Origin of the sequence: Methylobacterium sp. WL9 (assembly GCF_008040035.1) — a bacterium.
Classification (GTDB): Bacteria; Pseudomonadota; Alphaproteobacteria; order Rhizobiales; family Beijerinckiaceae; genus Methylobacterium; species Methylobacterium thuringiense.
In genome coordinates, this window is sequence record NZ_VRVE01000033.1 from 1 (window position 1) to 13,567 (window position 13,567).

Sequence of the window (13,567 nt, forward strand, 5' to 3'; positions counted from 1 at the left end):
GTCCTCGAGACAAGGCGGAAACAGCGTCGTCTGATCGCGCTCGGCACCGACAACAAACCGGCCCATGTCTACCTCCGGTCAGACCGAAGGAACGTACCATCATCGGGGTTTTGACACAGCCAGGGTCGAGAGCGGGCTCGACGACGATATCCACTTCCATTCATCGCTGCCTGAAAGCGGACCAGCTGCTACCTAACCATCGATGTCATTGACGTTCGGGGTCGTACGTCCGCCTCGCAACATACGTGTGGCGATCGAACGGTCGCTATGGGCGTGAAAGGTCCATAAAATCAGGAACGGACCCACGATGGCAGCCCAACGCACCAACAATGTGGAACGTTTGAGGGGATAGGAATTGTCGGGGATACCGCCGAAGTAATCACTAGGACTTTGCGGGCCTACCTTTTAAATTTGAGATTTGAGTAGTTAACTTCTTTCCCATACCTTCAGCTGATGAATTTTTTTCTGGTCGATTATTACTATTGATTTCGTTTGTCGTCTCTCCATCTGTGGAAAGTATGCTGAACGCGTTAGCCTCATCGATTTCACCAGTGCGAATCGCAGCGGAGACATTTTTGAGGTTCACGCAGAAACGCGTTAGACGTGAAGCTCGTTCAAGCATGACTTGCTCTACGATATCGATCTCCTCTGAGTTGCCCTCGCCAATCATCTCAATCAAGGCACGAATTTCGTCCAATTCCATCCCTAAGAGCCGGCTGAAACGAACAAATCTCACCCTTTTAATATCGACGGTGTCATATTCCCGAGATCCCGCCTTGGATTGCTGGGGTATGAGAAGTACGGCACGTCGTTCGTAGTAGCGAATGGTCGAGGGATTGACCTTCGTCTGAACAGACAATTCTTCGATTGTTAGAGCCATTAGTCTTCCTCCAAGTCTTATTGACCTGGGGATCCTCACTGTTCTCCCGAAATGCTCAACAGGCAGCTTGCTAAAAACTGTGTCGAATAACCGTTATAAAAACTAAGCTTGTTATTGCCGTCTTTTGTCCAAACCCTGGATCTTCGGATATGCTGTAGCTTATGGTCGATCATTCACGGCCAACGATATTTTTGATAGATACTCCGGCACGTGAGCCACCATAGGTTCTCTTCGTCAAAGCCAGCCAAGGCTGGATGGTAGCCCGGTTCCGGTGTCTCTTCGATACGGCCGGAGCTTCCTGGGGCGCTTCCGTCCAATCGGATCACTTCACTGCGCCCATGGCGGCAATTGACGAGCTGTGACGTAATAATCACCTCGTTCGGAACGTCGGCCGTCGTCGATTTGCTGATGACTGTTTGCGTGACGACCTTCCATCGCTCGTCACCAGCTGCCGTCTTCTCGATCGCGAAAGAGGTAGCAACGAACTGCCCCGGTCCAGAAGGGGCGCCGGAGACGCTGTAAGGCTTCAGGATCTCTCCGTCTTCGCGCAGGAACCGGGCGGATGCCCAGCCGATGAGGCTGCCGATGCGGACTTTGCACCACGGTCGTATGCCGCCTAGCCCGATGTCTGCCGGCTCTCGCCCGGTCTTCCCGTCCAGGCAGCCGAGATTCTCGAGACCCCGGACAAAGGGCGGCAGCGCGGTGATCTTTCGCGCTTCAGCGTTCGGCTTCGCCCGAAGCGCCAGCGTGTCGTTTGCCCGTACGTTTCGGACCGCAAACCGATCTGGGCCGTCGGCGGTGGCTGAGGCGGGGACCGTAGCCCAAGCGCTCCACACCACGAGTGACGAGGCGAGTACCCGATAACGTATGTGCGATGCCCACATGGCACCCCCGCTCTATCAAATTGCCATTATTGAAGCCCGTTTTACCGCCGGGGCGGCAGCTGCGTCATGCCGGCAGCGATTTGATCGGGCGTTATCGGCTCGACGCCAGCCGGTGCAGCGTTGATCGTGACGTTGAAGACCGGCGCGACGGTAGTCGCCGGGGCAATCTGCCGGGCCCCTCGGCCGCCTTCGCTATTAGCGACGTGAACCATATCGCTGAGGCGCAAGAGGTCGATCAGCTGTCCAATCCCGCACAAGCCGAGAGTGAAGAACCACAGCAGCCCAGTCCAGAACCGCCCGACGTAGATCCGGTGCAAGCCGCAAAGCAGGAATAACCCGCAGCTCCACAACAGCAACGCCACGAACCCGCTCTTGCGTCCCATCGGCCTTCTCCCATCCAAACCCTGCCACCAGATCCGCGCGGATCCTGGACTCAGACAAACCAGGGTGTTTTGGAGACCGCCATCCGCCATATAATTGTGTCGGCCAACGCAGACTTCATTGGCTCACTAAACTGTCTCTTGGAAAGGGATGGCAAGTGCGTGGTGTAGCCTGCGGTTGATACACGGAGGAGACGTGCTGATCGGTTACGCGCCGTAACCCACAGTTAACATAACCCGGAGCTTCTGAGTGACGTAGCGAAACGTACGGGATTCATGCCGCTGTATGTAGAGGAGGTATCAGGAGCACAACGCGACCGGCCCGAGACGAAGGCGCAAGCAGGTCCGAATTCATGGGCGTCCTATATCGTCTCTATGTACACCGGTCTCGCGATTACGCATGATGATTCCGTGGGGTCAGGTGGTAATGGTTCAGGCAGATTCGCCGTATAAAACGGTCGTTTCGGAAGGCGGGATTCGAAGCATGCGGCCGAGAAAAACTCCAAGCAGGTCTGCACTGGCCGCCTGCGTTGTATTGATCTTTCTTCCCTCTGTGACTTTGGCAGACTCCGTTTGTGGACAAGGACGCAGACTAGTCGACAATCAGTTCGCCTGTGGGCCAGACAATCGCTCTTCAAATACACCGTCTTACTCTAATGGAGGGGGCGGAAACTATGGTGCTGCCATTAGTGCGGGCCTTGGACTCGCCGGAGCTCTCCTTGGCACTATGGACTCGATGATCGCGCAGGACCGCGAGAATGATCGTCGCCGAAGGGCTGCTGCAGAAGAAGCACAGCAAGAAGAGACGGAGCGGCGACAGCGCCTTTGCAGCCTCGGACATGACGAAGAACAGTCGGCCCGTCGCTTGTGGTCGGACGGTAGCCACAGCGATGCTGCCAACGACTACCGATCGGCAGCGCGCTACTATGATGGGTGTGGTAGGTCTGATATCGCGCAAAACATGCGGAGCAATGCAGCGAAAGCAGATCAACTCTCAAGGCAGAAGGCTGAGCGCGAAGCGGCGGCCGAACGGGCCGAGCAGCGACGCAGAGAGTGCACGGCGTCATTCGACCGTGGTCTGGGTCACCACCACGAGGCTGACGCTGCACTTCGAAACAGAAACTTCACTGCCGCCCGCGCCGCATTCCGGTCGGCGCACAAAGAATTCGCGTCCTGCGGAAACACGAGCGCAATCGCTAACAATGCTCGGAACCTCGCGCTTGTCGATCGACAGGAGAGCGAGCAACGCGCGGCGGAGGAGCGCCAACGGCGCGCCGAGGAAGAACGCCGGAAGGAAGTAGTCCGACTCTCGCATTGCGAGCGGGCGAAAACGGACTTCGTGGCCGCAGAGCAAGACATGCATGCCCTCGACCCAAGTTCAGCTGTCGCCCGCTACACCAGGGCGGCGGGAGAGTTCGGCCTATGCGGCGATGCGCGCAACGTGGGGGCTGCGCGCCATAATCTGGGGCTTGCCGAAAAGCTCGGTGCCATGCTGAAGGACGAAGCGGGCCGAGTCACGGCTGCCCAGGCAAACTATGCCGGCGCTACTCCCTACAAGGGCGACAATCCCTTCGCGGTTTCCGAGGGCGACCGACTGCCGGAGGCGGAACGGGCCAAGCCACGGCTTCCACTCAGCGTTCTCTACGGAGAAGCGAGCAAGCTCTGCGAGGGGCAGGCGGAAAGAGAAACGGACGCCTGGAAAGCTTGTATTCGACGCGCCCAAGCGGCTGTCATCGCCAAGTTTGAACCTGATGTTGCCGGTCATTGCCGGGCGTTCGGTGAGGCTGAAGATCGGATCGACTGCCTCAATAACCGGTATATTAACACGGTACAGGGGCGGGTCCGTGTGGTTAAGGCTGCAACCGAGGACTATGTCTACGATGATATAACAGGCACTCGTCCTAGGAAGCCACAAGGTAAAAGTCTTCGCGATGCGTTGCGCGAGCAGCTCAACGGATCGTCTGAAGCTGTGAACGCGTCCGGCGCAGCTCCGGTCGACACTGTAGCACCACCAGTCGTCAACAGCGGCTCGGCGGTCTTTCCCGGAACCACCCCCGCACCTAATAATCCGCCAAAATCACGCGCAGACAGAGAGCGCGAAATACTCGATGGGCTGCCGCAATTCAGCGAGCGTGGTACGCTTCCCGTGCCGAGCTCCGGCATCTCTGGAGGATCTTCGCAGCAGACCGGGCGCTAGTCCATGCGTGTTTTCCTCTTCACCCTCGTAGCCATTCTCGTCTGCATAGGCGCTGCTTCCGCCATAACGGGCGCCGATCATTCGCCCGACGGCATTCCCGTTACCCTTTCCTACAAACACACGCCCGCGCTTGACGCCTGCATCCGCGGGATCTCGGAAGGCGACGCCCGCATCGGCGCGGAGAAGGTGGCACTTGCAGCCTTTGCCGACGGAGAGGCTGCTTCAGCCGGCGCCAAGGGGCCGGTCGTCTCGCTGTGGCGCATGCGGAGCCCGGGCGGCATCCCGATGTACGACTCGTACTCCCCGTGGCGCACGATCCGGACCCCGTTCCTGTTCAAGGACACTGAGCATTTCCGGCGCTTCCAGCTGAGCGAAGTGCCGGGGCGTATCGGGGAAAGCGGCACTGTGGCGTACGGGGGCGCATCCCATCTTTTTTCGTTCCGTACGGCGATAAGCGAGCCGCGCCACGTTGCGGGGCAATTGATCGGCGGTGGAGCCGCCAGATCGGTTTACGAGGACCTTGGGTCCAAGCCCGAACCGAACTGGCGCATCACTCTACGACGCCGCCAGCTCGATGAGTCCGACACCGTGCCGGAAGAAGTCCGTGCCGCCGTCACGAACATCACCGCGATCCGCAGCGACCGCAATGCCTTGGCGGCCGTCGAGATGCCACTCCTCGAAGCGCCACTTCTCGGCCTGACGTCAGTCACGAGCTTCCTCAATCTTACCTTTTCAACGGTCGAACCGATCCTGATCGATGGGTCTGCTCTTCTGAAGCGCGCTTCTCGCCGCCAGCGAACGGACATCGAACGCTGGATGAAGGCAGTCTCACTCCAGTGCAGCGATGCCGTGCTGAAGGCAGAGGAGGCCGTCGTCGATGGCATGCGCCAGCGAGGAGTCCCGGTCGTGCCAGTCAACCGCGCGGCCTTCGCTGCTGCGGGCTGGATCGCCGGGATGAACATGGACGGTTTCGCCCTCGATCTCGACGCGCTCGACGCGATCGTCGATCTCGCGTGGCCATCTACAATGGCGCGCCCTTCGCGCCTAATCAACAAGGTTGAGCCGGCGCAGCGCAAGAGCCTCTTGGAAGGGCAGGCAAATCGCCGTGATAAGGAAGAGAAGGCAAGAGAGGACGCCAAGCGTGAGGCGTCGGATCGGGCGGACGGCAGGGGCGAACTCGCCGACGCGTGGTCTGAGTTGCGTCTCGAACTCGCTGACGCTCTGGAGCGGATGCCTCCGCCGAAGCCTTCGGGTCTGGCGCTTGGACATCTCAAGCCACAACAACCGTCTAAGCTCAGGGTGGAGGCGGCGGATGCCGCGGCGGCGCTCGGCGACGAGCTCATGGCCATCCTAAAGGACGTCCGTTCTTGCCCGCCAGAGATGCGCGAGGGCAGCGCTTGCGAGGATCAGATCGACGCATGGCTCAACGTTGCCAAAGCGCGTTCAGCTCAATGGTCATCGCTGCTCCCATGGAAGAGCACCGGAAGCGCCGTCGACAGGGCGGTCGCGCTTGCCCTCCCTCCCCAGGATGCCACACCGCGCGAGCTATTGCGCACGGCCAACCAGATCATGCGGATTGCCGATGCCGCAGCCATGATCGATGGCCGATGGAATAGACGGCTCGTCGACCAGCTAGCAGGCATCGACCTGTCGTCACCGGCCATTTACACGGAAGATTCCGATGGCCCTCGCGTCTCCGCGTTCTTCGACGTCACATCCGTCGATCGTTGGCTGGTCCGCGCCTATCGTGACCTTGGTGACTTGGATGCAGCTTCGGCGCGCCTCAAGCTGGCGCGCCAGCATCGGCTCACGAAGATGGCTGCCGCGGGTGGCGATGAAGATGCGCCTCGATATGACCTGAGCGGGTTATCCGAGTTTCGCGACATGAGCCTAGTCGTCGGCGACTATGCTCAGGCATGGCGTGATCACACTCAGTTCGTACGCGCTGCGGGTGACTTCTCAAGCGTGTGGTGCCCCTACGGACTCAAGACCTGCACGACGCGCGCCGATATACGCCGCGCCATGTTCTTTACGGCTCAAACCCTCGCGACGGCGCTTCTCGATCTGGACGCACCTCGAACTCGAATTGCGTGGCATCCTCTCGTCCTTGAGGCCATCAAACTGGCCGATGGTGGCGGGCTTGATCGGCAACGCGACGACTTGATGGCGCGAGTCGACAAGGCCATCGATGGCTTAGACGCACTGAAGGAGATCAAGGGCGAGATCGCTACCTACCGGGCGGCGACTGCGGAGCAGCGACTTATGGCAGCTTGTTTCTGGAAAGGTTGTCCTGCGGACTGGAACGACGAGGAGCCCTATAAGGCGCCCCCTAGGGTAGCAGAGCTATATCATCGGAAGTCAGACCACCCTTTTAACGTTGCGGTGACGAACCGGGACTGGGAGAAGGCAAAGGCTTGGCTCGATGAGATCACAAAGGATGGTGGAGATAGCAAGAAGGAAGTGCACGACGCGCTCTTTCCAGCGTTCAAGGATCAGGAGAACGTAAGCAGCCTGGAATCCTACCAGTCATTCGCAGAAATCCTGACGCGCGAAGCGGCGCTTGCTGGACGACTTGATCTCATGCGGCACTGCTTGCGCAAGGACGGAGATACAGAAGTTGGAAGCTTCGCGGGTGCACGTATCAAATCCATCAACGAACTATTTGAGTTCGTGATTAGCACTATTCCACGCTAATGACTTCGCTTGTTATTAATATTATATATTTTAAAGGGAGCGAGGCAGATAATGGTTTCGTCCGAGCAGATAACGAATCTGCTGAGATTAGGCTAGGTTATGGGTCGGCCGGGCGGTAGAGATTATGAACGGGATCGAGCCGCAATCGACGCCAAGCTCGCACTGTACCGCAGTTAACGCCATTTAGAGATATCAATGGACTCGCAAGCCAATGATGCTGGATTTGCATCGAATGATTTTTGAAAAACGATTTGATTGATTTATTTTGGCTATATTCGAAATGCACGGAGAATTGTAGTTGCCGGAGGTACTGCCTGTAAACCCAACCGAAATTTAAATATTTCATATAATCAATTTTTGGCGAAAATGTACTGGGGCCATGGTTCGATGCCGGTCCTATGCATGTGACCGCTGCCATAACGAGCACCCGTAGCATTGCTGCTGACCTAGCGGTTGGCGGCGACAACTGGGGAGGTCACGCCACCCAGCGACACCCACGCCAGAGTATCTTGGCTCTCGCGCTTGATGAAAACGTAGCCGGTATGATGCCAAGCCATCACGGAGTCCGTCTTGTTGTCGAGGACGTAGTCGCCGCGGTCGGTGATCAGGGTGAGCACGGCGTGGCCCTCGCCCTTCTCGTCGATCACCACCGTCAAGCGCATGGCCCGTCGGGGGAGACCGGCCTCGGCCAGCAGACGGCGCTTGAGCAGCTGAAAATCCTCGCAATCGCCAGCGCCGTCCTCGGCGAGGTCCCAGCGGTCCGGCACACCCCAATGCTCCTGATCAGTCTGGTTCCGGACGCTGCGATTGACCCGGCGGTTCACCGACACGACGAGCGACAAAACCGATGGGGTCAACGCGATGCGAGACGGGACAGTCGAATCAACCTCACACTCGGCGACATGCGACTTGCAGAACTCCGTCCAGGCGAGGATCGGCCGGGCCGCCCCGAGCGGCGTGGCACCGGCAGAGATAGCCGGTAGGACAACACCCGCCTGCTCGCGGGCCATTGTGGTCGTACTAACGGCATGAAGCGAAAGACCTGCGAGCAGGATGAGCATTGTCCATCGGAAAATCATCTTGCCCCCCGGCAAACACGCACCACGCATGCTCTGGCTTAGCAGCGCTCACAAGTTCTGCATAATTAAGCATACTGTCAGCCGGGAAATCGCTGGGGAATACGGCGTGGCAAGGGGCGACGCGGCTTCAGTAGCCGCTCAGTGGCAGGCAATCGCATGACTCGGCAAATGCCGGACAGACTGGTCGATGGCGCATCGTCCTATTCCCTGCATGCTTTTCCGCCCATCCTGCCGCCGGACGATCCCCGCTGGAAACGATGCCGCTTCGCTCCGGGTCACACGACAGCCAACCAACGGGGCTATGGGGCGACATGGACGATCGATGGTGAGCGGCTGCTCCTGACGTCGTTCGGTGGTAGCGTCGACATCGGCTGGCCGGCTCAGGGCCGCGTCCAAATTCAGATGCGGGACGTCCATGAAGTCGACGGACCGATCCCGGCAACGTGGATATCGGGTGACCTCTTTGGCGCCTCGGTCGAGTGCATCGCGGACCCGTACCGAGAGCACGTACCCTGCCGCTTCCGCGTGTTCAGGGTCGTCAGCGGGCGGGTGATCGCCGCGGCGACCTTCGAGAACGAAGAGCACATAACGGATATCGACTTCGCGTACGTCATGGCCGAGCGAACGGCTTCGCACTTTCGAACCAGTCGATGCGTAGCGCTCCGTATCGCGAATCCTCCGGTGCCGGGCCTCGCTGACGGTCTCGCGATGGTAAGCGAAACGGCCCCGTCCCAGCTGGCAGACCTCCTGTGGCAGGCCGGGGCAGCCGATCTCCCCGTCCTAATCTCGGCCCTGCCCCACGCCATCGAGGCAGATGTTGCCCGGTGGATCGCCTACGCCCTGGGACGGATCGGCCCGGACGCCGACGTCGCGATTCCCGCGCTCCTCGATATGCTCCGCCGGGCACAGGATAAGAATGTTCTAAAAGCGGCGGCCTATGCGCTGGGTGGCATCGGTGCAGCGGTAGCACCGCGACTGGCGACGGTCGTTGCGCTCCTCGAAAGGCGGTGTGGCCATGCCACGACCGATCAGGTCGGGACGCTGATCCGCCAACTTCGGCCTATGGCTGCGGAAGCAGTTAAGCCGCTGATCGATGCGCTTCTGATCACACGCGAACCCGCGACGCGCTATCAGATCGCTTACGCGCTCGGCAAAATCGGCGCCTCAGCTGTTCCGCCGCTCGTCACAGTCCTTGGCGGCGCAAGCGACCAGCAGCGCATCGGCATCGCACGCGCGCTTGAAGAGATCGGACCGGACGCCCGAGCGGCGCTCGCGGGCCTGCTGGATGCACTTGAGGCGACGCAGGACGACCGTCTGCGCAGGGCCATCGCCGAAGCCTTGGCGGCGATTGGCTTGCGCGCGAGAGTATCGCTCGAGCCCATGCGCGCGACGTTTCGTCAGACGGCCGATCGGGACGTCATGATCGCATTGGCAGCAGCGATGGCAACGCTTGGATGCGATGCGGTCGAACCGCTGATGCAGGACTTCGTCGACGCACACTCCGCATCGTCCCGCGTCGCGCTCGCCCGCGCGCTTGGAAGTGTCGGGACATCGGCCGCATCAGCCGCCGTGCTTCTCGCCGAAGCCGCCGAAACAAGCCGCGATGGCGATCTCATTGTCGAGCTTGCCGATGCACTCCTTAAGATCGGGGCGCCGGCCTCGCGGACGGCCACCGTCCAAGTCGCGGCATTGCGGACGATGCGGGATGCCTACGACGTCGAGAGAATGCTCGGGCGGATGGTTCCGGGCGTCGTGCCTTCGGCCTCGGCCATCGGTGACCTAACCACGCTCCTTCACGAGTGGAGCCACCGTCCCTTCGGCCGACGTATGGCCGATCTTCTCGGGGCGATGGGCAATGCTGCGTACGAACCGCTCCTGTCAGCACTTGCGGCGGCTCCACCTGAACAGGCCCGTGTGCTGATCGTCCATGCGCTCGGTCGGATCGGCGCAACGGCCGCCGCGGCGATTGATGACGTGATGGATGCGCTTTCCAAGGCAGCGAGCGATCAGGTCCGCCTGCAGATCATCGATGACCTCCGACGGCTCGGAAAGCCGAATTCGGGTCACCTGTACTCGCTCATTGTGGCGTTCGACAAGTCGTCTTTTCTTCCCGTTTTGTGGCGGCTCGGACTCGTTCTTGCTGAGATTGGATCTCCAGCTTTGGCCCCGCTCATTGAGCGCCTGAAGGCAACGCACGACGCTGATCGGCAGCGGGCGATCGGGAATGCTCTCGGCCGGCTTGGAACCAAAGCCGCGGACGCTATCCCTGTCATTCAAAGCGTTATGCAATCAACCTCTGATACAGAAACTCGGAAAACTTTAGCTGGAGCCCTCAGGCAGATCGCGGTGATGCCGAACTAGAGCGGCGCCCGACCGTGCTGAGTCGGTCGGGGTTTTCACGCGCGGTCTGATCTGATTCCCTGTCGCGGTGAGACAGGAGGGTTGCATGGCGTCGCCGTTGTCTGCCGATCTGCGTGAGCGGGTCGTGTCTGCCCTTGGGGCTGGATGCTCGCGCCGACAGGCGGCCAAACGCATTCGCGTGAGCGCGTCGAGCGCCGTTCGCTGGCAGGAGAGCTTCGCGCAGGAGGGCCGGATCGCGGCCAAGCCTCAGGGCGGCGACCGGCGCTCGGGTGAGACCGAGGCTCATGCCGCATTGATCCTGAAGCTCTACGAGGCGGATCCGGAGATCTTCCTGTCGGAACTGTGCGAGGTCCTGGCGCATCACGGCGTCCAGATCAGCACGAGTTCGCTGTCGCGGTTCTTCGCGCGCCACGCCATCACGCGTAAAAAAAGACCGCACACGCGGCCGAGCAGGATCGCCGCGACGTAAAGGCCGAGCGCGAGGACTGCTTCGAAGGCCAGCTCGACCTCGACCCGGACCGTCTGGTGTTTCTCGACGAGACCTCGGCCAACACCGCCATGGCCCGACGCTACGGGCGTGCGCCCTGTGGCGAACGCTGCCGCATGGCGGTCCCGCATGGACATGTGTGGACGCCCCTGCGGGTGCAAGCAGAATCTCTGGACGGGCGCTGCGCGTGATCGGGTGCTGCCATGTGTCCGGCCTCTGATGCGGCGGTTCATATGCCGCGGGCCCGTATGGGATGCGAGGGTCGGGTCCACATCACTGGAACGTGCTCGAAGCACTCCCCACGCGCCTGGTTCTCCCAACCCCGCCTCACCGACGTTGCGCCATACCTGTCCGTCGACCTCCTCACGCCCTCCGGCAGCCTCGCGTCCGTCCCGCTTACACGGCGACGGCCGGAGCTCGATAAATTCCACCCTTCGTCAGAAGGGCCCACGCGATCCGGGCGTTCTTATTCGCCACGGCGACGATCACCAGCATTGGTGGCTTGCGCGCGAGCATCCGGCCCAACCAGGAGTCGGCGGACACGCCCTTGCGTTTGGCCCAGCGCACGACTGAGCTGGCTGCGATGATGAGCAGACGACGCAGCGTTCTCTCGCCCATCCGCGAGGTGCGTCCGAGCCGCTGCTTGCCGCCTGTCGAGCGCTGCACCGGCGTCAGCCCGACCCACGCGGCGAAGTCGCGGCCCGAGCGGAACGTCTCCGTTGGCGGAGCCAACGCCTCGATGGCGGTCGCGATCAGCGGACCGATGCCGGGCACACTCATCAGCCGCCGGGCCGTTTCGTTGGATTTGGCGCGCGCGGCGATCTCGGCATCGAGCACTGCAGTCTGCTCCTGAAGATGTCGTAGCGCGCCGACGAGGACGCTCATGCAGGTACGAGCAGCTGGTGGAATATCCGACTCGGGATCCTCGATCTGCCCGATCAGCCGCTCGACGTGGAAGGGGCCCTGCGGCGCGATCAGGCCGTATTCGGCAAGATGACTTTGGATCGCGTTGATGATCTGGGTGCGCTGGCCGACCAGTACGTCGCGGGTCCGGAAGATCACCGCAGACGCCTGCTTCGCCTCGGTCTTCACGGCCACGAAGCGCATGGTCGGCCGCTGCACGGCCTCGCAGATCGCTTCGGCATCGGCCGCATCGTTCTTCTGCCGTTTGACGAAGGGTTTGACGTAGGCGGGGGCGATCAACCGCACAGTATGTCCGAGCCTGCCGATCTCCCGGCCCCAGTGATGTGCGCCGGGGCAGGCCTCCATCGCCACGAGGCAGGGCGGCTGGGCAGCGAAGAAGGCCAGCACCTGATCGCGTCGCAGCTTCTTGCGGAAGACCGGAGCGCCGCCGGCATCTGCGCCGTGAGCCTGAAAGACGTTCTTGGCCAGATCCAGGCCGATGGTGCTAACCTCTGTCATGGACGCCTCCCTCTGGTGGCTCTTCAACACCACCACCTTGGCACGTCGATGCCGTCGGGGGGCGTCCACCCCATCACTGGAAGACCACCACCGTCACCGCCGGTCTGCGCGCCACGGGGCCGACCGCGGTCTCCCTCCTCGACGGCAGCATCAACGGGGCCCGCTTCCGTGCCTATGTCGAACAGACGCTGGTTCCGGCCCTACGCGAGGGCGACACCGTCATCCTCGACAACATGCCAGCCCACAAGGTCACGAGCGCGCGCGCGGCCATCCAAGCGGCCGGTGCGAGCCTGCTCTACCTCCCGCCCTACTCACCCGACTTCAATCCGATCGAGCAGACCTTCGCCAAGCTCAAGGCCCGGTTGCGAACTGCAGCCGCGCGCACCGTCTCCGACCTCTGGGATTCAATCCGAAAAGCCTTCACAGCCTTCCGGCTGCAAGAATGCCGAAACCACATCACCGCCGCTGGATACGACGCTTACGATCAAATGTGATCAGGCGCGGCTCTAATGGGAGAGGCAGCAGATTAGAATTTTATACGGCACAAATCCCAATGTGTGGATCGGCGTCGAATGTCGATAAGCACCGATGTGTGGCTCTTTCGCGCTGTCGTCACATGTGATTCCTTTTAGCGCTGATTCTCGCGTTGCCTGAGGACAGCGCGATGCCAGACTTGAACCCTTCGCTGCCGGCCGTTCGCTATAGTGTTTAGAGAATGGCCGATGGTCCGAGCCAGCAAATCGGCGCAAATGGCAACCAGTGGTTGCTCAGGTAAGCCGTCTGACTGTTCTGCGAGAAGCGAGTCTGGGGCGAGCGAAGCTCTACCTCGCGAACCTGGCCGCCAACACGGACCTCAAGCAGTTCGCCGCTACAATTACAGCGCGCTGGATCAGCGAGCAGCCCCACCAGCAGATGAAGGAGGAACTCGGCCCCGAACACTTCAAGAGCCGATCCTCGACAGGGCTGCCTCGACACGCGCTGATGACTATGATGGCCTAAGCCATCCTCCAGTCCTAGCGCATCGCAGAGGCGGGCGGAAAAACTCGCCCGCCCACTGCCCCAGCCCTCAATGCCGACGATCCAGTCGGCCAACCTGGATCACCTCAAGCTGCCATCACAGCGGCGATGCGTGCACTGTGATACTGCTGTCGACCATCCACCTTAAAAGCAATCTGCAAAAAAA

General features: G+C 60.9%; 8 protein-coding genes and 3 pseudogenes. 6 read left to right on the forward strand and 5 right to left on the reverse strand.

The features are described from left to right. Nucleotides 1–382: 382 nt before the first annotated feature. The 3 genes from FV217_RS11715 to FV217_RS11725 all read right to left on the reverse strand — a co-directional run bounded on the left by FV217_RS11715 (nt 383) and on the right by FV217_RS11725 (nt 2,147). The gene (locus FV217_RS11715; RefSeq protein ID WP_147817363.1) at nt 383–880 is read right to left on the reverse strand and encodes a MerR family transcriptional regulator; all 498 of its coding nucleotides are present in this window, start codon (nt 878–880) and stop codon (nt 383–385) included. 173 nt (nt 881–1,053) lie between these two features. After that, complete coding sequence (locus FV217_RS11720) at nt 1,054–1,764, reverse strand: hypothetical protein (protein WP_147817364.1); 711 nt, start codon at nt 1,762–1,764, stop codon at nt 1,054–1,056. Nucleotides 1,765–1,805: 41 nt separating this feature from the next. Beyond that, a complete protein-coding gene (locus FV217_RS11725) occupies nt 1,806–2,147 on the reverse strand; it encodes a TM2 domain-containing protein (RefSeq protein WP_147817365.1) in 342 nt (113 codons plus the stop codon). A 724-nt stretch (nt 2,148–2,871) separates the two neighbouring features. On the opposite strand from FV217_RS11725, the gene FV217_RS11730 reads away from it, so the two are divergent. Both FV217_RS11730 and FV217_RS11735 read left to right on the forward strand, forming a co-directional pair. Next, on the forward strand, nt 2,872–4,341 hold the full coding sequence (locus FV217_RS11730) for a hypothetical protein (protein WP_147817366.1): 1,470 nt from the start codon (nt 2,872–2,874) through the stop codon (nt 4,339–4,341). 3 nt (nt 4,342–4,344) lie between these two features. Beyond that, nucleotides 4,345–7,035 carry a hypothetical protein gene (locus tag FV217_RS11735; RefSeq protein ID WP_147817367.1) on the forward strand — a complete coding sequence of 897 codons (2,691 nt, stop codon included), beginning with the start codon at nt 4,345–4,347 and terminating at the stop codon, nt 7,033–7,035. Nucleotides 7,036–7,481: 446 nt separating this feature from the next. Here the strand turns inward: FV217_RS11735 and FV217_RS11740 are convergent, their stop codons facing one another. Beyond that, nucleotides 7,482–8,045, reverse strand: coding sequence for a transglutaminase-like cysteine peptidase (locus FV217_RS11740; RefSeq protein ID WP_246682770.1), 564 nt, complete (start codon nt 8,043–8,045; stop codon nt 7,482–7,484). 237 nt (nt 8,046–8,282) lie between these two features. Here FV217_RS11740 and FV217_RS11745 point away from each other — a divergent pair, with 237 nt between their 5' ends. Together FV217_RS11745 and FV217_RS23410 are read left to right on the forward strand one after the other, a co-directional pair. Beyond that, nucleotides 8,283–10,475 carry a HEAT repeat domain-containing protein gene (locus tag FV217_RS11745; RefSeq protein ID WP_187272531.1) on the forward strand — a complete coding sequence of 731 codons (2,193 nt, stop codon included), beginning with the start codon at nt 8,283–8,285 and terminating at the stop codon, nt 10,473–10,475. An 85-nt stretch (nt 10,476–10,560) separates the two neighbouring features. Then, nucleotides 10,561–11,105 (forward strand): annotated as a pseudogene (locus FV217_RS23410) (IS630 family transposase); the annotation flags it as partial. A 253-nt stretch (nt 11,106–11,358) separates the two neighbouring features. On the opposite strand, the gene FV217_RS11755 reads toward FV217_RS23410, so the two are convergent. Beyond that, nucleotides 11,359–12,384, reverse strand: coding sequence for an IS110 family transposase (locus tag FV217_RS11755; protein ID WP_147817394.1), 1,026 nt, complete (start codon nt 12,382–12,384; stop codon nt 11,359–11,361). 74 nt (nt 12,385–12,458) lie between these two features. On the opposite strand from FV217_RS11755, the pseudogene FV217_RS11760 reads away from it, so the two are divergent. Continuing rightward, nucleotides 12,459–12,878: pseudogene (locus FV217_RS11760) on the forward strand (IS630 family transposase); the annotation flags it as partial. A gap of 314 nt (nt 12,879–13,192) precedes the next feature. Further along, a pseudogene (locus FV217_RS23415) lies at nt 13,193–13,380 on the forward strand (IS701 family transposase); the annotation flags it as partial. Nucleotides 13,381–13,567 lie beyond the last annotated feature (187 nt).